This is a genomic window from Micromonospora sp. NPDC049497 (genome assembly GCF_044465805.1).
Lineage (GTDB): Bacteria > Actinomycetota > Actinomycetes > Mycobacteriales > Micromonosporaceae > Micromonospora.
Genome location: NZ_JBITMC010000003.1, coordinates 29,678 through 51,974 on the forward strand (window position 1 = coordinate 29,678; position 22,297 = coordinate 51,974).

Here is a 22,297-nt window from a genome sequence, read left to right on the forward strand (position 1 = left end):
GCGCTTCCGGGGTCCAGGTGACCCGGACCTCTCGATCCGACCAAGGTGAGGCTTCCCTTGGAGCGGAGGCTGTGGTTAGGCTAGCCTTAGCTCAGTAACGGGCGCTTCGGACGGGGGATGAGTCAGGTGACAGCGGTCATGCCGGGGCGCGAGGTCGCCGCCGCACCGCTGGCTCCCGTGACTGCCGCCCTACGGCACATGTTCGGCACCGACGTCCTGCCCGGCCTCGCGCCGGGCCTGGTGGTGACCGACGAGTTCGGCTGGTCCCCGGCCACCACGCTGGTCGACGGCACCCGACTGCCCGACTTCCTCCGCGCGGCCGCCGTCCGCTGGCGCGGCACCCCGCACGCCTGCGCGGCGCTGGCCTGGAAGTCGTACAGCTACTGGACGGCACTGCCGGTCGTGCTCGGCTGGGCCTCCGCGCGGCGGGTGCCGCTGCTCGACCCGGCCGACGTCCTGGTCCACTTCGAGGACCACCGTCAGCTGCTCACCATGGGCCTGCGCCGCTCGACCACCGTCGCGGTGCTGCCGAACGACCCGCTCGCGCTCTCCGGCCTGCCCGAGGTCCGGGTCGTCGCCGACGAGGCTGAGCTGCTGGCCGTACTCCGGGCCTCCCTGCTCGACGCCCACCTGGCCCCGATGATCGCCGCGATCCAGGCCGAGGTACGGATCGGCGCGCGTACGCTGCTCGGCTCGGTGGCCTCCGGCATCGCGCACGGCATCCTGCGGGCCGCCGACGGCCTGCCCGGCTCCTCGGTCGACACCATCGACACGCTGCTCGGTGCCCTCGACCTGGCCGACCTGGTCGAGCTGGTGCCGGGCCCGACCGGTGAACCGACGGTGCAGCGACGGACCTGCTGCCTCGCGTTCACCCTCCCCAGCCCCAAGATCTGCCAGGGCTGCTGCGTCCGCTAGCCACCCTCAGTCGGTGAGCGCGCGGACGTCCCAGAGCCAGACGCCCCCGGTGTACCGGGGGCGGATCCCGGTCAGCTCCGTCATGCCCCGGCGCAGCGCGTCGGCGTACGGGTGCACGCCGAGCACCACCGCGCCGGCCCGCCAGTACCGGAGATCGGCGACCGCGTCGACCCGGGACTGCGGGGTGATCGGCGGCACCGCGCCCGTACGGCGGATCTCGGTGAAGAAGTCGCTGGTCGGACGCGGCGGGGCGGTGAAGAGCGCGACCCGGTGCCGGCCGGGCCGGGTGTCCGGGCCGAGGAAGTAGCCACGGGCGATCGGCATCTCCAACCCGGTCTCGGCCGACCAGCGCAGCGGGTCGGCGTAGTTCGTGTCCGGCAGGGGGAGGGTCACGATGCTGCGCCCGCCGGCCACGTAGGGGCGCCAGGCGCCCGAGGTGACGAACGCGGGTGTGGGGTCGAGGCGCACGGCGGGCAGCGGCGTGGGAAGCAGGGGCACCAGCGCCATGGCCAGCACGGTCACCGTGGCGAAGCGGATCTGCGGGCGGGCGCGCGGGTGCCGGACGGCGAGTCGCCGGACCCGCTCCGCCGCGTACGCGAGGAGCAGGCCGACGACGGGGGTGATCGCCAGCGCCCACCGGGTCGGCACCACGGAGTGCAGGACCGGCAGGTTCTCCAGCAGGGCCCACGGTGCGGCGACGCCGGTGCCCCGGCCGTTGACCTGGATCTCGCGGCCGAGCGAGAGCACCCCGAACAGCAGCCCGGCGGCGGCCAGGCCGCGTACCACCACGTCCCGCCGCAACCACCAGACCAGCGCGACCACGAGCACCACCAGCGGCCACCCGAAGAAGGCGTTCTCCTCGGTGGGGTTCTTCGCGAGGCCCTTCGCGCTGCGCTCGTCGCCGGCGAGCGACTCCCGGGAGTACGCCACGAACGACGCCAGGTCGGTCGAGTAGCCCCGGATCAGCGGGGACAGCCCCTGGTACGCGCCGGGGCCGGCGAACTGGACGTAGAGCGGGTACGCGAGCAGCACCAGCGCCACCCCGGCGGCCACTCCCAGCCCGGCGAGGAAGGTCCGGGCCCGGGCGCGCAGCTCCGGTCGGCCGAGGGCGAGCACCCCGATCACGATGCCGAGGCCGATCGCGGTCATGAACAGGATCTCCAGGTTCAGGAACGCCTGCCAGACGATCACCAGCGCGAGCAGCACACCGTTGCGCAGCCATCGTCCGGGCTCGGCCAGCCGCAGGGTGCGCCAGATGATCAAGGGCACCACGTACTGGGAGACGATGTTCGGATGGGCGTTGGCGTGCGAGACCATGGCCGGGGCGTACGCGCAGAAGGCGGCTCCGAGCCAGGCCGGGCCCCGGCTCCCGATGATCACCCGGGAGAGGACGAAGTACCACGCGGTGGCCGTGGCGATCATTCCGAGAGTGAGGAAGAGCAGGAACGACGCCCGGGGCCCGAGCAGCAGCGTGACCGGCGTCATTGGCAGAGACACGGATAATACGGACGTGTTGGCCATCAAATTGACGCCGTCCGGCACGTTCATTCGATCCGACGTGAACGGGTGGACGAATTCGGTCATCACCCGCGCACCGTGGGCCATCATCCACTCGAACTGCGACTGGTCGGTGCGGTTGTCCCGGACACCCCGGGCCGGGTCCAGCCACAGGCGCGCGGTGATCCAGAAGGCGGGAAGGACGAAGCTCAGCACGGCGAGCGCGTCCGGCCACCACTCCCGTCGGGAACGTTTCCCCCGCTCAGGCCCACTCTCCGCGACCGCCCCCGGGGAGCCGGCGGGGCGGTCCGGTTCGGGAGTAGTCATAACGGTTCGTAGAGTAGTCAGCCTCTGGTGTCGCCGTGACATGTTTCGGGGTACTGAGTACTATGTGCCGGGTTCGCCGACCGACGATCACGTGCCCCAGACCCGACCGCAATTCGGCCACCCACGGTGCCCCGATTTTTCCGTGTAACACGCGGATGGTTGACTCTGTCGGTCCAGGCGCGGGTCGAGTCACACCGTGAGGAATCGACGCATGGCAGAAATCACTGGGGATCAGCGCGTGCAGTCCGAGGTCCTGGAGGGCCTCGCTACCGCGGTGAACCACCGTCGCTGGTTCGTCGAGCTCGCCCTGCCGTACCTCGGGGACGACCCGATCGAGATCGGCAGCGGCCTCGGCGACTACGCCCTGGAGTGGGCCGAGCATCTGCCGCGCTTCACCGCCACGGAGGCGGACCCGGACCGGCTGGTGTCGCTGAAGGAGCGACTGTCCGAGAAGCCCTCGATCGAGGTACGCCAGATGCTGCTGCCGCACTCGGAGCGCGGCACCTACAGCGCGGCCGTGTCGTACAACGTGCTGGAGCACATCGAGGACCACGTGGGCGCGCTGAGCAGCATGCGCGACCTGGTCCGGCCGGGCGGTGCGGTGATCATCATCGTGCCGGCGTTCCAGTTCGCGATGAGCCCGGCCGACGTCGCCACCGGGCACGTCCGCCGCTACACGAAGAAGACCCTGGCCGCCGCCATGACCGAGGCCGGCCTGACGGTGGAGAAGATCCACTACGCCAACGCGCTCGGCCTGATCGGCTACTTCATGGCGACCAAGGTCTTCCGGCTGATGCCGAAGGAGGGCCCGATGGTGAAGGTCTACGACACCCTCGTGCTGCCCGCCACGAAGGCGGCGGAACAGGTGGCCCGCCCCCCGTTCGGCCAGTCCGTCTTCGCGGTGGCCCGCGTCCCCGCCTAACCGGTTGGCCCTACCTCGTCGATCATGAGGTTGACGGGGTGACCTGATCTCGGATCCACCCGCCAACCTCATGATCGACGGAGGCGGTGGGGCTACTCCTTGATCTGGTAGGTCGGGCGGATGACCGCCCGGGCCAGGGTGTGGAAGGCCAGGTTGAAGCCGACGTACGCGGGAGTCGCGTCGGGGGTCACGTCGAGGCGCTCCACGTCCAGGGCGTGCACCGCGAAGACGTAGCGGTGCGGGCGGTCCCCGGGCGGCGGGGCTGCACCGCCGTACCCGTCGCTGCCGTAGTCATTGCGAACCGTGAAGGCCCCGGCCAGGTCCTCGCCGGAGGCCCCCCGCGGCAGCCGCGTCACGGTCACCGGCAGGTTCACCAGCACCCAGTGCCAGAAGCCGCTACCGGTCGGGGCGTCCGGGTCGAAGCAGGTCACCACGAAGCCCTTGGTGTCCGCCGGGAAGTCCGACCAGTGCAGCTCCGGCGAGACGTTGTCGCCACCGGCGCTGGTGTGGGCGTACGCCTCGTCCATCGGCTCGCCGTTCCGCACGTCGTCGCTGGCCAGGGTGAAGGCCGAGACGGTCGGCAGCAGCTCGTACGGGTCCGGGGCGATCGGTCGTTCCAGGGTCATCGGGACGGGTCCTTCCGGTGTGCGCGATTGTCCTGCGCCCCTTCTTACCCCGCCCGACCCCACGACCGAACCGAAACACGAGCCGGTCGTCCTGCGAACCAGCGGGACTATGCAGAGCGAGTTGTGTTTTTAGCGTTTACGGCGCATGCTAGATCCATGGCGACAACGAGTGGAGACCTTCTGACCACCGGTCAGGTCGCCAAGCTGTTGGGGTCGTCCCGCCAACAGGTGGTCAACCTGTGCGAGCGCGGGGAACTGCCGTTCGTGAAGGTCGGTAGGCACCGGAGAATAGAGCGGGCCCACGTCAAGGCGCTGCTGACCCCCAGGCCAGAGCTGACCCGTGACCAACTCAAGTCGCTGTGGCTGCACCAGGCGGTGGCGGGCAATCTGGTCACGGACCCGGAAGAGGTACTGGGCAAGGCCAGGGAGAATCTCGATCGACTCCTCCGGCAGCACCGAGGAACCATGACGGAGGTCTGGCTGCGACGCTGGCAAGACAAGATCAACGGGGGGATCGGCAACGTCCTCAAGGCGCTGACCTCGGAAGATCCGGAAGCTGTGGAGCTACGACAGAACTCACCCTTCGCGGGGGTCCTGTCACAGCCTCAGCGTAAGAAGGTGCTTGAGTCCTTCACACGCAGCGGCTGGAGACGAGTGGCGTGAGGCGTGAGCAACTGGAGCATGTCCTGCGGTCCGCGTGCCAGATCGCCGGAGACCCGGACGTGCTCGTCATCGGCAGTCAGTCCCTGCTGGGCGCGATCCCTGAAAGCAGACTTCCACTGGAAGCCACCGCCTCGATGGAGGTCGACGTGGCGTTCTTCGATGACCCGGACGACCACAAGGCTGACCAGGTCGACGGCGCGATAGGCGAGTTCTCGCCGTTCCACGAGATGAACGGCTACTACGCCCAAGGCGTGAGCATGTCGACCGCAACACTGCCCGATGGATGGCGGGATCGGTTGGTTCTGGTGGAATCTCAGAGCACCCGACCAGGGCGCGGTTACACGCTCGAACCGCACGACTGCGTGGTGTCCAAGCTCGTAGCCGGTAGGGAGAAAGACCATGCCTTCGCCGACGCGCTGATCCGGGCCGGGCTCATCGATCCCGCTGTGGTCGCCGAGCGGATCGAGATGGTCGAGGTCCATCCTCGGGTGCAGGGACGACTCAGGGACTGGATCGCGACATACCTGCCGGCGACCTGACGGCCCTCGGAGCTGTTGGGCGGAGGGTGTGGGATTCGAACCCACGAAGACATCGCTGCCTTACCGGTTTTCAAGACCGACCACCGCACGCCCGGTGAGCTGGCTGAACGTGGAACGGCAGGGGCTCCTTGCCAGCCATTTACCGCCGCCCGTCATGTGGGCGCGTCTCGGAGTCGCTCGCCGCCCGCTCGCGCCACTGGCCACCGTCCGCACGTACGAGCCGCTCAACCATCGCCCGCGCTTCGCCCTCGGTCACGAACTCCCACCGCAGCACCCTGCCTGTCTCGGCGTCGCCAGTCCGTGCCACTACATGCCACCGCACCTCACGGGATAGCCAAATGTCGCGGCGCGTCAGCCGCCCCCACGAGCCGTTCCACCACCGCGACACCTGCTCTAGCACGCACTAGATCGTACAAGCGTACGAACGCTCGCGGGCGACTCACCACGACGTCTGGATGCGCCATAAGCTGAGGTCTGGCCTACGCCACGAATCAGCGCTGCAACGCCGGTTCGGCGCGACGCGAGCACCCTCCGTAGCAAGAAGTCAGCCTGCCAGCCCCTTGAGTAGAGCACCCAGAACAGCTGAGACAATAGCAACGGAGATCACCAGCACTGCGTTTGTCTCCCTAAGTCGGCGCGGTTCCAGCATCTCCGCAATTTCGCGGCAGTTCTCAAGGTCATCGTTATGATCAACGGCAAGTTCCTCCTCCAGCCATGAACGGAAGGCAGGAAGATCGGCGTCGTCACAGAGGCGCGCCACCGCCTCTTTGGCACCCCGCCGCTCCTCTGAGAACGTGTACGTCAGAATGAGCACCTGAAGTCCCAATTCGCGTGCCCAAGCCCCTGACCTAAAGACTCTAAGAAACCATGCCTTAACCCCTGCTCTCTGGTGAACCGAAATCAATCTGTCTACTTGCTGCCGAACCTCCCTCGCTTGGTCCGCGCGTCGCCCCCCTTGCGCCACTAGTCGATAGAAGAGCCCAATCTGCTCAAGGGTCAGAGACGCGAAGGTAACGGCAGCCTTGTTGGCGCCGCCGAACCGAGTAGCGTCAAAACGCACGGTCATCTCTGGGTATCCTGGCGACTGGCGCTTCTCAACGACCATTCCTACCCGCTCGAACGCCTTATCTCCATCCCAAGTTCCGTGTTCAGGCTGGAAGCTAAGATCGACATGGAACGGGCTAGGGCCTCGGCAGACGAAATGGACACCCTCCGAGGCTTCGCCCAACCTCTTCATTTCCCGCTCGATAAAGTTCCGCACCAATGCGACAGCAAACGCTGCGCTCGTTTCAGCTCCAGCATCGTCGACAAAAACGAACGCCACTGGGTCCCCAGGGGTGTAGAACATTAGCACGGTATAGTTTTCCCACTGAGTGCCTCGCCAATGGCGGAATACCTCTTTTTGAATTCGCGATGGAATGTTGAGCCGGAAGCGAATTTGCCCAGACGTGGGATGCGGACTATAACGAATGCCGGGGACATCCTTTGGACTCGCCGGATCATAGGTACGCGGCACTTCGATCTCAACATCACGCACACTTGGTATAGCTTCGAGCGCCCGCCGAACTCTCTCCGGCCAAACCTGTACGATCGGCGGCGCTTCCGCCGAGTGCAACTCGAAGTGAAATGAACCAATCCCAACCGCCAGTCCCTGCATGCCGGCAGTCTAGGAGACTTTGGGCGTGTTTCATTGGGTGGCTCGCCACGCGACGACGCTTCTGGCAATCCGGAAAGGATGGTTTCCGCGTAGAATGAAACCTTTATCCTTTACTCGCCAACGAGCGCAAATGACAGCTTCGCCCGATATGGTGGCATCGGATTAGCGGCAGGCGGGCCGCTTGCCACATGGGTGCCGCTCTGGCTGAACGCAGGCGTACCGGCAACGCAGGTTGCGGAGTGGGCCGGCCACAGTGTGCATGTGCTGCTCAGGGTCTACGCCTCATGTATCGACGGCCAAGACCAGGCGGCGCGTAGTCGGATCGAGGACGCATTGGGCCAACCTGAGTAACCCATCGAAAGGCTGCACCACGATGGTGAGCGCGTAGCCGGTCGGCCCCTCGTGTAGCCGTCGCGCGACTCGGGGGACCCCGAATCGCTCTCCCTTCAAGGGCCGCGCCAACCGCCCCACGCTCGGATGTTCCGAGTGTGGGGCGTTTGCGCGTTTGCACACAGAATGCAATCCGGGCTGAGGGCTCGCCGACGCGGCTGACGTATGGCACGGACTGATGAGCTACCATGCCGACGGTCAATACCCACTAACGTAAGGTCGCGGTATGTTCGAAAGCGATTTTTTCGGCGTTGCCGGTTTCTTTTTGTCGCTTATTGCTATACCGATCACCTTCGTGGTGGCGCGCAGGACGAGACTAAGACCTGAAATCCGCTACGTGGAAGACCACGACGTCCTAGTGGAGCCGAAGGCTGAGCTGATCGACAGAGGATTGTCGATCACGTTCGCGAACCATACCCTGCGCCAGGTGAGCCGCACCTACATTGCCTTCTGGAACCACAGAGGCGACACGATAAAGGGGTCAGATACGCTATCCGAAGACCCCCTTCGAGTTCAGCTCGAAGACCTCGATACAGTCGTTGATGTAAGCATCGTCTGGTACAGCCGCAAACAAAATCGCCTTACTGTGATCCGAAGCTCGGACGACCAGTCCGTTGCGTACATCAATTTCGACTTCCTCGACGCAGGCGACGGGGCGGTTATCCAAGTCGTGCATGAGCGCGGTAAGCCGACCCTGACAGGCACCATCCGTGGCTGCACGATCAAAAACAAAGGGTCGAGCGACCTTACCGAATCGACGCTAAGTCATACAAAGACGAAGTCTTTTCGGAAGCGTATCGCCCGACGGGAAGGCGGACCTTCTTTGTTTCCGCCCCTACTTATACCACCCATGGCAGCGTTCGGATTTTTTCTCGACCCCATCATCAACTTCTTCCGCTCTCCCCAGAAGGTCGTAGACTCATCGAAGTACGATCTGACGACCCGCAAGGGCCAAGAGGAGTTCGCCAGAGAAGTCGGCCCTACCGGGTCCTCCGATTCCGACTCGATCTTCGAGTGGGGATTCGCGGTTATGGGCACACTGTTCACGATTCTCATGCTTGTTACAGTTTACAGTAGGGCTAGAAGACTGGTGCCCGTGTCCATCTTGAGGCACCGCGCCGAGGACCCTGGGCAGGTCGCCGCTGAGTTGCCTCAGCAAGTGGCACCACGCGACGTCTCGTGAGGACGAGCGGTTGCCGCGGACACGCGCTGCGGTGCCTCCCTGTCCATCGGCGGGTGCCTGTCTACCCCGAGAGCCGTTGCCGCTCATTTGCCGCAACCAGTGAGACGGGGCGGTCACTGCCGAGACGAAGTGAGACCTACTCGCTAACCAAAACAACTCCCCCTGGCCAGCGTTCGTGCTGGCCAAGGGCGATTTCGGCTGGCCCAGGGACCGGAGGGTGTGGGATTCGAACCCACGAAGACATCGCTGCCTTACCGGTTCTCAAGACCACGCAGCTCACGGCTTTGACCTGCTGCTACGCAAGCCATCGCCCGCCTGGCGACACGATTACGCACCCGCAGGGTGTCCCCTTCTGCCGGTAGGCTGCCTGCCCGGATGGCTTGCCGGGCACCTTGCCTCCTCCGCTGGGCTTGCCACGGGCGCGACCATTGTCTGCATGAGACACCGCCTGTCGCCGAGGACGGCCTTCGCCGGGGCAACTTCGCTCGTCTGTGCAGCGGGGTTGGTTTGGCTGCTTCGCGCGATCAAGATGGACTGGGCCTGGCTTGAGCCAGGCAGTTGGATAGCAACCCTCGTTGGTACTCCACTGGCGTGTCTCCTCGGGCTCCTTGGGCTGCGCCGCCGACCGGACGCGCCGCCATCGGCTCTAGCCGAGCATCCTCCCGCCTTGCTGGGCATGCAGTCGTTTGACCCTAAACTCGCAGGAGTTCACCCCTCGATTGAGATCGATGCAGGGGCATCAGAGACTATGCCGGCCTACATACCTCGGGGAATCGACGTTAAGTTGCGGAGCTTACTGTTGGCCTCTGAGGACAAGAAGTTCTTGCTTCTCCTTGGCAGTTCTTCCGCAGGCAAGACAAGAGCGGCATACGAAGGGGTGCGAACAACGCTGCCTGGTTATGACGTGCTGCTTCCTACAAACACCCAGGAAATTCTCTGGCTGCTTGGTCAGAAGTTAAAGCGGCCGACAGTTGTTTGGTTGGACGAGTTGCAGCGCTACTTGGCCGACGGCGACGGGTCCAGCCTTGACAGGGGCGACCTGTTAGCGTTGTGGTCGCTCAACAAGCCGGTCATTGTTGTAGGCACGATGTGGCCCGACAGATACCAGTCCATCGTCAACTCTAAGGTGACTGACAGCCTGGCCGACAAGTCTGACCGGGCCAGGCAACTCCTGAGCATGGCGCAGGTGATGTATGTCGAAGACGAGCTTACTCCTACCGAATTGGCGGCAGCGCGGGAGTTGGCGCAAAGAGATCAGAGAATCGAAGTTGCACTGCAGGATCAGCATTATGGGGTGACCCAGGTCCTTGCAGGGGCACCGGACCTGGTTGATAGATGGACACACGCAAGTCCGCGCAACAGATCGGTGATTACAGCAGCGGTCGACATTCGACGATTGGGCGTTTCTAGCCCTATCACGGATTCACTATTACGAGTTGCCGCACAGATATACATGAGCGAGGAAGAGATGGGCCGCGCACCAGCGGATTGGTATGAATCTGCTATCGCCTATGCTGTAGCACCGCTTAAAGGTGCCACTTCGGCGCTCATCCCGGTCGCTAGGTCCGTCGGTGCTGTCGACGGCTATCTCCTTGCCGACTACTTGACCCAACACGGCGAGAGGGCTAGAGCATCCATCGTCATTCCCGAACCGCTCTGGGACATAGCCGCCAACCATGTACATGGGGCGAGGGATTTGGAGGCCCTGGGCGATGCCGCACAAATGCGAGGGTTCTTCAAATATGCAGAGGGCTCTCTTCGCCGGTCGCTCGCACGGGGGAATCCTCTTGCTGGCAAGCTGCTCGGGATGATGCTTGTTGAACAAGAGAGAACCGCAGAAGCGCTTGACGTGTTTAAAAGCTCGGCGGCCACAGGTCATCCCGAGTGTGTGGCGATACTCCTTGAGTATATGGAAGAACTTGCACCAGCGGAAGCCTTACTGGAGTTGCGGAAAGTAGCTGATGCGGGGACTCAACTCCCGCACCATGATGCTAGGACGAGCCTAGCCTGGCTGCTCTACAAGTCTGGGGACGCTGATGCTGCAGAAGAAGAGTTCCAGCGGTCAATTTCTGAGGGACGGCGTGGTGCGCATGCAGCTTATGCACACTTTCTAGAGCGACTCGGCCGGTCCGACGAGGCAGACACGCAATTCCTGCTTGCCGCTCGTGCTGGTAGCCACACCTACTATGAAGTGTCGGCGGGCAGACAGGCAGAGCGGGGACGAATCCAAGAAGCAGAGGCCCTATATCAAGAGGCATCAGCCCGAGGGGATGCTGAAAACTCCAGGAGATGGTGGTCTCGCCTACTCGTGAAACACGGCCGGCACGAGGACGCGCGCAAACTAGGCGGCCCGCCGGGCGAGGTCGAACTGCACATAGGGTATTGCTTCAAGCACTCCGGCGATTTGGCCGGGGCACTGAAGATGTTCCTTGAGGCAGATCGACTCGGGAACATTTGGGGCCAGCTAGAGGCAACCGAGCTGCTGGAGAAGCAAGGCAGGTTCGACGACGCTTTTACCCTCCGGGTCAAGACCGCCGAACGGCTCGGCTCGAATTGGGGATTTGCCGGTCTTGTCGACCACTTAGCCAGACGCGATTACTTGGATGTCGCTGTTGCGATAACGGAAGCATTCGCCGAGACGGGAAGGATTATATGCTCGGACGATCTAGGTCGTGCACTGATACGTCATGGACGCATCAAGGAAGCGATGACGATGTACAAAAGGTCCGCACTGTCCGCTACGGATGGAAGTGAAGTTCACTCCTTTTTGCTCGCGTTATCGGAAAATGGCTACGAGAATCTCGCTGCATTGGTACGACGCGAAGGCTTTGGGCTTCCTGACGACCCCGGCTTATGGGAGACAGGGCGGTAGGACTTACAGCTCAAGGCATCGCGGGAGTTTGTATGTTTCGGCCGCGCAGAAGATGAGGCTTTGGGCACGCTTATAGTGACCGGTAGTCGCTAGACGGCCTAAAATACGCCAGCGAGGCGTCATCGTGGCGCTTGGTTCTGGGGTAGCGATCCCCGTGCGGGTCGTCCGACTCGATTGAGCGAACCTGTGCGATCAGTCCCGCCGGTCCCAATTTGTCGAGCAGATCGAGGTACTCCGGCCAGCCGAAGATCTCCATCTGGTCGACCGGTCGCGTAACTCCGTCCGAGAACGCAGCGGCCCGTCGCATCGCGTCGGCCGGGTAGCTGGCAACTCGGCCGTACTGAGCCGCATTCGGGTCAGCCGCAGCTACCCACCATCCGCCCGGACGATTCCGGGTGGCGGTCTGTCGCGCAACCAACTCGGCGAGCGCGGCCGTGTGGTCAGGTGTCCCGAACCGCATCCCTGCCACGGCGGCTGGCTCGGTGCCGCTGATCTCTTCAATCGACAGATCGCAGGTAACCTCCGGCCCGGTGTCGAGGTCAACCACTATGCTCACGTCGGACAGCGTCAAGGCGTCGACCCGCGCCGATCCGATTCTCAGAATGCCGATCGCTGCGCATGGCGTGCCGGGGTTCGTCAGGTCGCACGTGTCAGCGTGCAGCGCAGCCACGGATGCAATGCCCTCCGCCAGACCCTCCGTCAGAGGGATACCCGCTGAGGCCGCCAGCGCAGCGACAGTACGAACGCCGAGCTGCCGGGCGTACCACGCCACACCGTGGTGACAGCCGCCAAACGGGATGCCTGCCCCGTCCACGACCACCGCCAAGTCAGCGGAGGCAATCACAAAATCCTCGTTGGGACGTCCGGGGGCGGCATCAGTTGCGAGCGAGAACAACGGCGACTGCCTCTCTTGATCAGGCGGCGGCGGTTAGTAGGCCACGGAGCTTCATTACGGCCGGAGACGATGCCCAGGGCCGCAGTTGGCCGAGCAGGTCCCGCAGGTCGTTGAGGGTGCGGGACGAGCCGGTCGTGACCGCGATGGCGAATGACTCTTCCGCGCACGCGCACGCCTCTTCCGGGCTCCCGGCGAGCACGTACGCCTGAGCGAGTCGAGAGAGGTACTGGCCACGATCGCGATGGTAGTCCGGCGGGAGAGTGTCGAGCACGGTTGTGAAGGCGGAAACTGCCGCCGATGCCCGGCCGAGTTCAAGGTGGCATTTAGCCCGTGAGATCTTTAGGTACAACCGCAGGTCGCAGTACCGACCGTCAGACGGGTCGCCTTCCGCTGGCAAGGCGGCGCCGCCGCCGTCGAGCAGCATCTCAGCCACGTCCAGGGCGCGATCAGCGTCGCCTCCTGCCCCGTGCGCGGCGTGCCCAAGTGCCTCGGTCTGAGCGGCAATGGCGCGTATTCGAACTGTCTCGACGCCTCGATCCCGCTGAGCTGCATTCGCCAACCGGGCCGCGTGCGCGCCGTTCCGCGCGCTGATCGCCTGGACCGCTCGCCGGGTCAGCACGAAAGCTGCCATCCGGTCGTCCTGGCTGGCTTCCGCCCACTCCAAAGCACGCCGGTACCAAGCCGTGGCGGCTTCCGCGTCGCCCGCATCCTGATGGAGCCAGCCGGCGAACTCGGCGTACCCAGCGCCAACCTGTAGAAGGTCGTCCAGCGACTGCCCGGAGGCGTCGCGGGCCAGGTGTTCGATGGTGTCGGCATGGGCAGTGATGGCGGGAAGTAGAGCACGCGGACCGAGCAGGTTATCGGCGGTGTAGTGATCCCGTAGAGAGCGACGCAGGAAGCGGAGCAGGTCAGGCGTCACGCGCCGGGGAGGGCTAGCACCTGGCAGGACAGCCGCCGGGAGCACCGATTCCGCCCCGGCGGCTGGGGGTGCGGCAGGCTCCTGCAAGAACTGGCTGAACCTGGCCTTGGCGTCGTCGTCCGCGCGCTTCAACGCAACGTCCAGGAGCTGCTGCGTGCGCATCGCTAGCTCAACGTCTGGCTGTGCTTCCCATTTCGTCACGCCCCGGGTCGACATGCCCAGGTGCGTGGCGAAGTCATCGAACGTCATGCGCAGGGCCAGCCGGAGCGCCTTTGCGGTCTGGCCCGTCCACGTCGCGACGACCTGCATGCGGCGAGCCTCCTCCCCGTAACCGACTCCTTGCGGGGAGTGTAGCGGCGAACCGTCCACGCAGGACGAGTGCCGAGTGCCATGCCGGTGCTAGATCAGTTCTACCTCGGTACATGGAGGGTTGCCGATTTTCGGCGTTGACTAGTCCCATGAAAGCCGATCGAGCGAATGGGAGGTAGCCAGCGTGATCGTGTTACCGGCTAGCGCGCGGAGCGCTTCGGCCCCGGCGGCGCCGGCGGGACCTCGTGCTCCCGAGCAAGCTTCCGAACGTAGGCCCCACTGAATGGCGAAAGCCGCTCAACCTCAGTCGGGCCGAGCCCGGCTCGCAAGGCGGCAACAACCGCCGCGACCACCGCATCTCGTGCGGCATCGTGAGCCGCTTCGGTACGGCGATACCGCCGCGTAGCTGCTGAAAGTTCTTCGCGGGCGTCAGTCACGCAAACCAGATTACCGCTACTCCCTTGCGCAACAGACCCACGTATCGCTACCTTGTTGCGCAACAGAGTTTCGCAACACCAACCGGCCGGATGGCTCGGGGAACAGCGGCACCCGTTGCCGCACGCCCATGAGACGCCGGATCAGGTCGTTCATTGAGAACTCCACAGCGACAGGAATGAGCGCGCGTAGCTCGCTGAGCAGGAACTTCGCCTTGAGCCGCATGGTGGCCGACCCCGGTAGGTCCCGGGCGAGCGGAGCGAGTGAGGCGGGTTGCGCGCGCTGTACCAACACCATCCCGATCCTTCAAGCTGTTCCGGAGGTTCCCGTGAGGAATCACCTCGCAACCGTCATCGCCGAACCGACCGCCGCCGACGTGGCCGCGATCGAGGTGGAGTGGCCGCTGATCGCGGCCGAGCTGGACGTGCTCGACGCCGAGATCACGATGCTCTACGCCGAGGACCACGGCGGCCCGACCGCGCTGGACTGGCGGCGGTTGCGCCGGGCCGAGGCCCGCGTCACCCGCGCCGCCGCCGAGGTGAGCACCCGCACCACCGGCCCGCGCTGCGCGGCCTGATGTCGCGCATCCGCGCCGCCTACTTCGATCCGGACGGGGCGCGGTACGGCATCCCCACCTTCTGGTGGCGGGGTGCCCCGCCCGGCTACGCCACCCGCCGCCAACTGACCGCTGCCGGCCTACGGCCCGGCGGTCAGCCGATCTCCGCTCAAGTCATGTGGCGCGGCGTCGGCGGCACTCGCGTCGCCTACCTGTACCGGGTCGACCTAGCCGCCCCGAAGCGCACTGCCACCCCCGCCAAACGGCGCGCCATCGCCGCCGCGCTGACCGCCCGCCGCACCTGCCGCGTCTGCCACACGGTGCGGCCCTACTGCATCCCGCGCTCGCTGGGCGAATGCCTCGCGTGCGCCTTCCCGGAGGAGGACGCAGCATGACCGCCCCCACCATCAACGGCACCCGCTACCCCCAGCCCATCCAGGACCTGTTGCCCGCCGCCCGCGCGCTCGACCTGCCCGACGGAGAGGCGTTCCCATCACGGAACCGGCTCATGCGGGAGTTCCGCATCGGCGCACCCAAGGCCGGGGAACTGCTCGCCCTGCTCAAGGCCGAGCCGGCCGCGCTGGACTCGGCCCCCGCGCCGGCCGCACCCGAGCCCGCGCCACCGGCCGAGCCGGACCCGACGCCCGCGCCGGAGATCACGCCGCCCGAGCCGGTCACTGAGGTCCCGCCGGTCAGTCGCCCGGACACGCCCACCCCGACCGGCCCGGCCCGGCGGGCGGTGGTGTGGCCGGTGGTGCTGCTGGCGCTGCCGGCGTTCGTGGCGATCTGGTCCGGGTGGGTCGGCCTCGGCGGACTCACCGGGTTCGGCATCGTGCACCCGCTACCGGGCATCTGGGACAGCTTCTCCATCAACTCCGCGATCACCCTCCCGATCGGGGTCGAGACCTACGGCGCGTACGCGCTGTACGTGTGGCTGTCCGGCCGAGTGCCCGAGCGGGCACGCCGCTTCGCCAAGTGGTCCGCCATCGGCTCGCTGGTCGTAGGCGCGCTCGGCCAGGTCGCCTACCACCTGCTCGTCGCGGCCGGAGTCACCTCGGCCCCGTGGTGGATCACCACCGCCGTCGCCTGTCTCCCGGTCGCGGTGCTCGGCATGGGCGCCGCCCTCGCGCACCTCGTCCGCACCCACGACTAGCGCCGCCCGGCGGCACGGCCCCTGGCCTGCAAACCGATGCCGTGCCGCCGGTCTCCCCATCCGGCACTACACCTCAGGAGAGACCTCTGATGTTGTCACCCCTGCAAGCGCTGCTCAACGCGGCGGCCCGCCTGCGGCCCCGCCGCCCGATCTGGCTCGGCACACCCTTGCGGGCCACGATCGCCCCCGCCGCGTGCGGCGGCTACACCCTGCGCATCGACTACAACCAGGGCACCGAATGGGTCGACCTGCCGACCCGCATGCAGGAGTACGACCGGCCCGATGAGCGGGAGTTCACCGCCGTTGCCGCCGCCCTCGCCGCGCGTGGCCTGATCCGCACCACGGCCTGGCAGATCGACGCCTACGGCCGCCTGTGCGCCCCCGTCGCTGTCATCCGCACCGGGAAGGAGTCCCGATGAGCGCCCCCATCAACGACCCGGGCGACCGTTTCGACTGGCAGGCCGCCGAAGCAGACCTGACCGACCCGACCGCCACCGGTCCGGACGCCGAGGTGGTGGACCTGGACGACGCCCGCGCCCGCCGGGTACCCAAGCCCCGCCCGCCGGCCGAGACGGACGGCACCGACCCCGACGACGACAGCGAGGACGCCGAGACGGTCGAGGACGGCCCGGAGCGCCTCGGTGGTCTGGTCGACACGGCCGAGGACATCCCTCCGGAGGTGCTGGCCCGGCAGCGGGAGCGACGGCCGATCCTGGCCGAGTGGGCACGCTCGTGGCGCGGCTTCCGCGCGGCGGTGCGGCACCAGAGCAAGGATGCCGGCTACGTCGCCGCCTACCACGCGGTGCGGCTGCCCAAGTACGCCGCCAAGACGGCCGTGTGGGCACCGGTTGGCCTGTTCCGCGGACTCGGCCGGGCGCTGCACTGGGCCAGCGCGGAAGAGGGCAACTGGCACCTGCGGCAGGCCGCCGCGACCCGTGGTGAGGCCGACGTGTGGCTCAAGCTGGACGCCCGCCGGCAGCGCCAAAGCGTGTGGCGGTGGTGGGTGCTCGCCGCCTCGGCCGGGGCGACCGTGGCCGGGGCGATCGTCCTGGCCCTCGGCCCCGCGTGGTGGCGGTGGGTAGCCCTCGCCGTGGTGGTACCGCTGCTGGCCACCCTCGGCCGACCGGCGGACAAGCCGCTGACGGACCGGGTGACCGAGGGCACCCGCTATCGCAAGCTCACTGCCGAGCTGGTCCGCCGCGCGCTGACCTCGCTGCAACTGGCCGCCATCAACTCGGCCGTTGCCAAGGATCCGAAGGCGATCAGCTTCCCGGTGGACATTCACCGGGACGGTCCCGGCCACCTGGCCGTGGTCGACCTTCCGTATGGGGTGGAGGCCGCCGAGGTCGTCGCCCGCCGGGGCAAGCTCGCCTCGGCGATGCGGCTGCCGTTGGATCAGGTGTGGCCCGAGCCCGCCCCCGGTCACACCGGCCGCCTCGCGTTGTGGGTCGGGTATGAGCCGGCGTCGCAGATGAAGCAACCCGCCTGGCCGCTGCTGTCCGAGTCGGCCAGGGTGGACGTGTTCAAGGCGTTCCCGTTCGCCACCACCCCGCGCCTGGACGTCGTGGCGGTGGATCTGATGTTCCGCAACTACCTGTTCGGCGGCCAGCCGGGTAGCGGGAAGACGTTCGCGTTGCGGGATCTGATCCTGGCCGCCGCCCTGGACGCCCGCACCGAGATCCGAGGCTACGAGTTGAAGGGCGTCGGTGACTTCGCCGTGCTGGAGCCGGTCATGGCCGAGTACGGCAACGGCTTCGATGACGAGACCTTGGCCCGGTGCTTCGCGTTCATCGAGTGGCTGTACGAGGAGTGCCGCCGCCGCTCGAAGCGCATCGAGCACTACGCGAGGTTGGGCAAGGCTCCCGAGAACAAGGTGACGCCCGAGTTGGCGTCGCTCAAGGGGTCGGGGCTTCACCCGCTGGTGGCGTGGTTCGATGAGCTGCAAGAGCTGATGACCAGCAAGTACGGCAAAGATGCCGGGGAGATCCTGGAGAAGGTCATCAAGCTCGGTCGGGCGCTGGGTGTGATCATCCTGATCGGTACGCAGATCCCGGACAAGGACAGCTTGCCGACCGGCATCACCCGCAACGTCAACTCCCGGTTCTGCCTGTCGGTGGCCGATCAGACGGCTAACGACATGATCCTCGGGACGTCGGCGTACAAGAACGGCTACCGGGCGACGGTCTTCCAACCGGTTATCGAGGCGGGGTGGGGCATCCTGCGCGGGTTCGGGCCGAAGGCGTCGGCGGTGCGGTCGTTCTACGTCGACACCACCGCCGCCGCCCGCATCGTCGCCCGCGCCGTCGCCCTGCGCACCACCGCCGGGACGCTGCCCAACGCCGACGAGCAGACCCGCGACGTAGCCCCGGTGGCGGACGTGCTCGGCGACCTGGCGCGGGTGTGGCCGGGTGACGACAAGGCCGTCTGGAACGAGACGCTGTGCACGCTGCTGGCCGAGCTGCGACCCGACGTCTACGGCGGGTGGGAGGCCGCGCAGCTCACCACCGCGCTCAAGCCCCACCCGGCGGTGAAGGTCGCCGACGTGGGTCGGCGTATCGACGGCAAGGCCACCACCCGACGCGGCATCAAGCACACCGACCTCCTGGCCGCGATCGCGGAGCGTGACCGCAAGCGGTCCGCCGGCTAACCGCCTCTGAGGGTGCTAGCGCTAGCGGCCCGACCTGCTAGCGCTAGCACCCCCGCTAGCACCCCATCCGAATCATGAGCTGCGCGCTAGTAGCTAGCAGCTCACGGCCCCTTGCACCCAAAAACTGGCTCAGGAGGCACGTGTGGACCCCCTGCTCACCCTCGCTATCGCCGCCGCCACGCCCGCCGCACTAGTCACGCTCGGTTACGCCGGGCTGTGCTGGGTCAAGCCCGTCACCACCTGCCGACGCTGCGCCGGAACCGGCCGAACCACCACCCGCGTCCTGCGCCGACCGCGTGCCTGCCGCCGCTGCGACCGTGGCCACCGGCTCCGCGCCGGACGGCGGATCTTCAACTACTTCCACCGCCTCCGCGCCGAGGCAACCCGATGAACCGCCGCGCCGCCGGGCACACCGACTGGTGCGGACGCGACCACCGCTGCAACCTCGGCGAACACCGCTCACCAGAGATCGTGGTCGACCTACCCGGCCACGGCCGCGCCGTCGTCGTTCGCGTGCGCACCGCCGCCGGCGGCGAACACGCCGAGGTCCGCGTCAGGGTCGCGCTCGCCCCCGGCGAGCTGCGAGCCCGCCGCCAGTTGGTCGGGCTGCTCGGCGACCTGCGCCAGGCCGTCACCGCCGCCGCCATCGCCGCCCGGCCCCGACCGAGGCGGGCCGCCCGGTGACCGCCCGGCGGTGCGGCCACTGGATCGGCACCGCCGGCCGCTACTGCCACACCCCGCACAACCTGCGGCCCTACCTGCAAGGGCTGCGCTGCCCCGCCCACACCCCCTCGGCGCTGGCCGGGCGGCCCGAGCCCCCGTCGACACCGATCTACGCCCCGACCCCACCGGAAGGGAGCACCATGCCTACCGCTGACCTGCTCACCGCCGCCCTCGCGCACGCCGCACGCGGCTGGCACGTCTTCCCGCTCCGCCCCGACGACAAGCGACCCGCCTTCCCCGACCACACCGCCGACGACTGCACCGGCCGCGACCCGCGCTGCCGCGCCGCCGGCCACCACCTCGGATGGGAGCCCCGCGCCACCTGCGACCCCGACCGCATCCGCCGGGCGTGGTCGGCCCGGCCCTACGGGATCGGCTTGGCGTGCGGTCCGTCGCGGCTCGTGGTGGTCGACCTCGACCGGCCCAAGGGCGACGGCGAGACGGGTGAGCATGACGGCCTGGCCGTGCTCGCCGAGCTGGCCGCCGCGCACACCGCAACCATCGCCCCGACGTACACCGTGACCACCGGCCGAGGCGGCACCCACCTCTACTACCGACACCCCGACGACGGTCCGGGGCTGCGCAACACTGCCGGCACGCTCGGCCCGATGGTCGACACCCGCGCCCACGGCGGCTACGTGGTCGCCGCCGGCAGCACCGTCAACAGTCGGCCGTACACCGTCGACCTGGACACCGACCCGGCCCCGCTACCCGAATGGCTGGCCATGCTGCTGGCCCCGGCACCGCTGCCGCCGCAACGGCCGGTCGTGGTCGACCTGCCCACCGACCGCACCGGGGCGTACGTACGAGCCGCCGTCACCCGCGAGGTCGACCGGGTGACCACCGCCGCACCGGGCGAGCGAAACCGGGCGCTCTACATCGCCGCCGTGGCCCTCGGCCAACTCGTCGCCGGTGGCGCGCTGGCCACCGACGACGCCCAAAGCGTGCTGGAACAGGCCGGCGTGACCGCCGGGCTGCGCACCGCCGAGGCGTACCGCACCGTCCGATCCGGCCTCGCCGCCGGCTCCCACCGACCCCGAAAGGTCGCCGCATGAGCGCCGCCCGTCTCCACCTCGTCACCGACCACGCGGACGCCACCGGCGAGGCGACCGCGGGCGGCCCGCTATGGGATGTTCCAGTGCCCCTGACCGGCCCGCACGCCGCGCCGCCGCCGTTCCCGGTGGACGTGTTCCCACGCTGGCTCGGCGACATGGTGACCGGCGTCGCCCGGTTCACCCAAACCGATCTGGCCATGGCCGGCACCCTCGCCGTCGCCGTGCTGTCCGCGTGCGCGGGCGGGCGGTTGGAAGTCGAGCCGGTGGCCGGGTGGCGAGAGCCGGTGAACATCTTCGCCGCCGTCATCGCCGGTCCCGGCGAGCGCAAGAGCCCGGTTCACCGGGCGATGACCGCGCCTCTGTTCGCCGCGCAATCAACGCTCGGCGAGGCGATGCGACCTCGCATCGCGGAGGCCGCCGCGCTGCGCGACATCGCCGACCGGCACGCCGAACAAGCCAAAGCCCAAGCGGCCAAGGCCACCGACCCCGGCAAGCGCGACGAAGCCGCCGCCGAGGCGGTAGCCGCCGCCATCGCCGCCGAGGCGATCACCGTTCCCGGCCTGCCCCGCCTGATCGTGGACGACGCCACCCCCGAAGCGTTGATCGGCCTGATGGCCGCCAACGGCGGACGCATGGCGATCATCAGCGATGAAGGCGGCATCTTCGACACCCTCGCCGGCCGCTACTCCGGCGCACCCAACCTCGACCCCTACCTCAAAGGGCACGCGGGGCAGCCGATGAGCAACGAACGGCAGACGCGCGAAGGTGCCTCGGTCGACAAGCCCGCGCTGACCGTGTGCGTGATGGCGCAACCCTCCGTGCTGCGCAAGTTCGGCGGAAACGCCGACCTCGCCGGCCGAGGACTCCCCGCCCGGTTCCTGTTCGCGCTCCCGCGCTCGCTGGCCGGATATCGGGCGGTGGACACGCCGCCAATCGCCGAGCAGGTGACCGCCGGCTACCGGCACCGGGTGCACGACCTGGCCGCCACCCTCGCCGAATGGGACGACCCCGCCGTCGTCGTCCTCAGCGAGGACGCCGGAAAGGTCCGGCGGGCCGCCGCCGAGCAGGTCGAGACGGAGCTACGGCCCGGCGGCAGCCTGTACGACATGCGGGAATGGGGCAACAAGCTCTCCGGCGCGACGCTGCGCCTGGCCGGGTTGCTGCACGTCGCCCACCACCCCGCCGACGCCTGGCGACGCCCCATCGACGCCGACCGCATGGCCGACGCCGTCCGCCTCGCCGAGTTCTTCGCCGCGCACTACCGGGCCGCGCTCACCACCATCGGCACCGATAGCGCGATGGAGAGCGCCCGCTACGTGCTCGGCGTGCTCACCACCAAGGGCATGACCACCTTCACCCGGCGAGAGCTGCACCGCCGCGTCTCCCGCCGGCTCCCCAAGTCGGATGAGGTGTCGGCGGTGCTCGCCGAGCTGGTCGCCCTCGGGTGGGTCCGCCACGGCACGGACGGCCGGTACGAGCTGCACCCCCGCGCCGTAGCGGAGGACCCCGGAAGCGTTGACACGCTGACACCAGCCCCCGACAGCGGCGTTTCCGCAGCTCACGACCCGTCCGAAAGTGTCAACGCCCCCCGTTGACAGCCGTTGACAGGCGTTGACAATCCGCCGCCGGCCCGCCCGGTGTCAACGGGTGTCAACGCCTGTCAACGCCCCCCGTTGACACCCCGATACCGGCCACCACCTGCGGAAACGCCCGCCCGGCCGTCGAGTGTCAACGTGTCAACGCCTCCCGGCCCCTTCCCGACGCTCGCCGACCACGGACACCCCGGAAACGGCCCGTTGAGAGCCACGGAGACAGATCGGCCCTATGCCTTACACCCGCCCGGCCGCGATCTCGCGTCTATGGCGCTCTCAGCGGGCCGTTCTACGCCGTTCTGCCGCACCGCCCACCCCGCCCTCCACACGCGACCCGACCCGACCGAAAGGCGCTCACCGTGCGAATCAGGCTGCACGGCACCCCCGCTGAAACAGCCGCAGCGCTCGACGCCATCGCCCGA

General features: G+C 67.5%; 20 protein-coding genes, 1 tRNA gene and 1 pseudogene. 16 read left to right on the top strand and 6 right to left on the bottom strand.

The features are described 5' to 3' along the window. Positions 1-138: 138 nt before the first annotated feature. Positions 139-915, top strand: coding sequence for a hypothetical protein (locus ACIBR0_RS05670; protein ID WP_396713248.1), 777 nt, complete (start codon positions 139-141; stop codon positions 913-915). A 6-nt stretch (positions 916-921) separates the two neighbouring features. On the opposite strand, the gene ACIBR0_RS05675 is transcribed toward ACIBR0_RS05670, so the two are convergent. Next, positions 922-2,739 (bottom strand): hypothetical protein, encoded by a 1,818-nt coding sequence (locus ACIBR0_RS05675; protein ID WP_396712869.1) that lies wholly within the window; start codon positions 2,737-2,739, stop codon positions 922-924. 211 nt (positions 2,740-2,950) lie between these two features. Here ACIBR0_RS05675 and ACIBR0_RS05680 point away from each other — a divergent pair, with 211 nt between their 5' ends. Then, complete coding sequence (locus ACIBR0_RS05680) at positions 2,951-3,661, top strand: class I SAM-dependent methyltransferase (protein ID WP_396712870.1); 711 nt, start codon at positions 2,951-2,953, stop codon at positions 3,659-3,661. Positions 3,662-3,753: 92 nt separating this feature from the next. Here ACIBR0_RS05680 and ACIBR0_RS05685 read toward each other — a convergent pair whose 3' ends face one another. Beyond that, positions 3,754-4,287, bottom strand: coding sequence for a YbhB/YbcL family Raf kinase inhibitor-like protein (locus ACIBR0_RS05685; RefSeq protein WP_396712871.1), 534 nt, complete (start codon positions 4,285-4,287; stop codon positions 3,754-3,756). A 156-nt stretch (positions 4,288-4,443) separates the two neighbouring features. Between ACIBR0_RS05685 and ACIBR0_RS05690 the strand changes: the two genes are divergently transcribed. Continuing rightward, complete coding sequence (locus ACIBR0_RS05690) at positions 4,444-4,950, top strand: helix-turn-helix domain-containing protein (protein ID WP_396712872.1); 507 nt, start codon at positions 4,444-4,446, stop codon at positions 4,948-4,950. Continuing rightward, on the top strand, positions 4,947-5,489 hold the full coding sequence (locus ACIBR0_RS05695; protein WP_396712873.1) for a DUF6036 family nucleotidyltransferase: 543 nt from the start codon (positions 4,947-4,949) through the stop codon (positions 5,487-5,489). The genes ACIBR0_RS05690 and ACIBR0_RS05695 overlap by 4 nt, the downstream gene beginning before the upstream one ends. A gap of 23 nt (positions 5,490-5,512) precedes the next feature. On the opposite strand, the gene ACIBR0_RS05700 is transcribed toward ACIBR0_RS05695, so the two are convergent. Both ACIBR0_RS05700 and ACIBR0_RS05705 read right to left on the bottom strand, forming a co-directional pair. After that, positions 5,513-5,590: transfer RNA gene (locus ACIBR0_RS05700), tRNA-Ser, on the bottom strand. Between the two features lie 443 nt (positions 5,591-6,033). Then, the gene (locus ACIBR0_RS05705; RefSeq protein WP_396712874.1) at positions 6,034-7,146 is read right to left on the bottom strand and encodes a hypothetical protein; all 1,113 of its coding nucleotides are present in this window, start codon (positions 7,144-7,146) and stop codon (positions 6,034-6,036) included. A 192-nt stretch (positions 7,147-7,338) separates the two neighbouring features. On the opposite strand from ACIBR0_RS05705, the pseudogene ACIBR0_RS05710 reads away from it, so the two are divergent. The 3 genes and pseudogenes from ACIBR0_RS05710 to ACIBR0_RS05720 form a co-directional block, all read left to right on the top strand. Then, positions 7,339-7,497, top strand: a pseudogene (locus tag ACIBR0_RS05710) (integrase); the annotation flags it as partial. 265 nt (positions 7,498-7,762) lie between these two features. Beyond that, positions 7,763-8,719 (top strand): hypothetical protein, encoded by a 957-nt coding sequence (locus ACIBR0_RS05715; RefSeq protein ID WP_396712875.1) that lies wholly within the window; start codon positions 7,763-7,765, stop codon positions 8,717-8,719. A 667-nt stretch (positions 8,720-9,386) separates the two neighbouring features. Then, positions 9,387-11,591 carry a hypothetical protein gene (locus ACIBR0_RS05720; RefSeq protein ID WP_396712876.1) on the top strand — a complete coding sequence of 735 codons (2,205 nt, stop codon included), beginning with the start codon at positions 9,387-9,389 and terminating at the stop codon, positions 11,589-11,591. 70 nt (positions 11,592-11,661) lie between these two features. On the opposite strand, the gene ACIBR0_RS05725 is transcribed toward ACIBR0_RS05720, so the two are convergent. Both ACIBR0_RS05725 and ACIBR0_RS05730 read right to left on the bottom strand, forming a co-directional pair. Further along, positions 11,662-12,486 carry a hypothetical protein gene (locus ACIBR0_RS05725; RefSeq protein ID WP_396712877.1) on the bottom strand — a complete coding sequence of 275 codons (825 nt, stop codon included), beginning with the start codon at positions 12,484-12,486 and terminating at the stop codon, positions 11,662-11,664. 19 nt (positions 12,487-12,505) lie between these two features. Further along, positions 12,506-13,714 carry a helix-turn-helix domain-containing protein gene (locus ACIBR0_RS05730; RefSeq protein ID WP_396712878.1) on the bottom strand — a complete coding sequence of 403 codons (1,209 nt, stop codon included), beginning with the start codon at positions 13,712-13,714 and terminating at the stop codon, positions 12,506-12,508. Between the two features lie 763 nt (positions 13,715-14,477). On the opposite strand from ACIBR0_RS05730, the gene ACIBR0_RS05735 reads away from it, so the two are divergent. The 9 genes from ACIBR0_RS05735 to ACIBR0_RS05775 all read left to right on the top strand — a co-directional run bounded on the left by ACIBR0_RS05735 (position 14,478) and on the right by ACIBR0_RS05775 (position 21,878). Then, complete coding sequence (locus tag ACIBR0_RS05735; protein WP_396712879.1) at positions 14,478-14,726, top strand: DUF6284 family protein; 249 nt, start codon at positions 14,478-14,480, stop codon at positions 14,724-14,726. After that, complete coding sequence (locus ACIBR0_RS05740; RefSeq protein ID WP_396712880.1) at positions 14,726-15,100, top strand: RRQRL motif-containing zinc-binding protein; 375 nt, start codon at positions 14,726-14,728, stop codon at positions 15,098-15,100. The genes ACIBR0_RS05735 and ACIBR0_RS05740 overlap by 1 nt, the downstream gene beginning before the upstream one ends. Next, complete coding sequence (locus ACIBR0_RS05745) at positions 15,097-15,858, top strand: ABC transporter permease (RefSeq protein WP_396712881.1); 762 nt, start codon at positions 15,097-15,099, stop codon at positions 15,856-15,858. The genes ACIBR0_RS05740 and ACIBR0_RS05745 overlap by 4 nt, the downstream gene beginning before the upstream one ends. An 89-nt stretch (positions 15,859-15,947) precedes the next feature. Continuing rightward, positions 15,948-16,277, top strand: a complete 330-nt coding sequence (locus ACIBR0_RS05750) for a hypothetical protein (protein WP_396712882.1) — start codon at positions 15,948-15,950, stop codon at positions 16,275-16,277. After that, positions 16,274-18,505, top strand: a complete 2,232-nt coding sequence (locus tag ACIBR0_RS05755) for a cell division protein FtsK (protein ID WP_396712883.1) — start codon at positions 16,274-16,276, stop codon at positions 18,503-18,505. Before ACIBR0_RS05750 ends, ACIBR0_RS05755 begins: the two co-directional genes overlap by 4 nt. A gap of 142 nt (positions 18,506-18,647) precedes the next feature. After that, on the top strand, positions 18,648-18,896 hold the full coding sequence (locus ACIBR0_RS05760) for a hypothetical protein (protein WP_396712884.1): 249 nt from the start codon (positions 18,648-18,650) through the stop codon (positions 18,894-18,896). After that, positions 18,893-19,189 (top strand): hypothetical protein, encoded by a 297-nt coding sequence (locus ACIBR0_RS05765; protein WP_396712885.1) that lies wholly within the window; start codon positions 18,893-18,895, stop codon positions 19,187-19,189. The genes ACIBR0_RS05760 and ACIBR0_RS05765 overlap by 4 nt, the downstream gene beginning before the upstream one ends. Positions 19,190-19,368: 179 nt before the next feature. After that, positions 19,369-20,283 carry a bifunctional DNA primase/polymerase gene (locus tag ACIBR0_RS05770; RefSeq protein ID WP_396713250.1) on the top strand — a complete coding sequence of 305 codons (915 nt, stop codon included), beginning with the start codon at positions 19,369-19,371 and terminating at the stop codon, positions 20,281-20,283. Then, positions 20,280-21,878 (top strand): YfjI family protein, encoded by a 1,599-nt coding sequence (locus ACIBR0_RS05775; protein ID WP_396712886.1) that lies wholly within the window; start codon positions 20,280-20,282, stop codon positions 21,876-21,878. The genes ACIBR0_RS05770 and ACIBR0_RS05775 overlap by 4 nt, the downstream gene beginning before the upstream one ends. Positions 21,879-22,297: the final 419 nt, after the last annotated feature.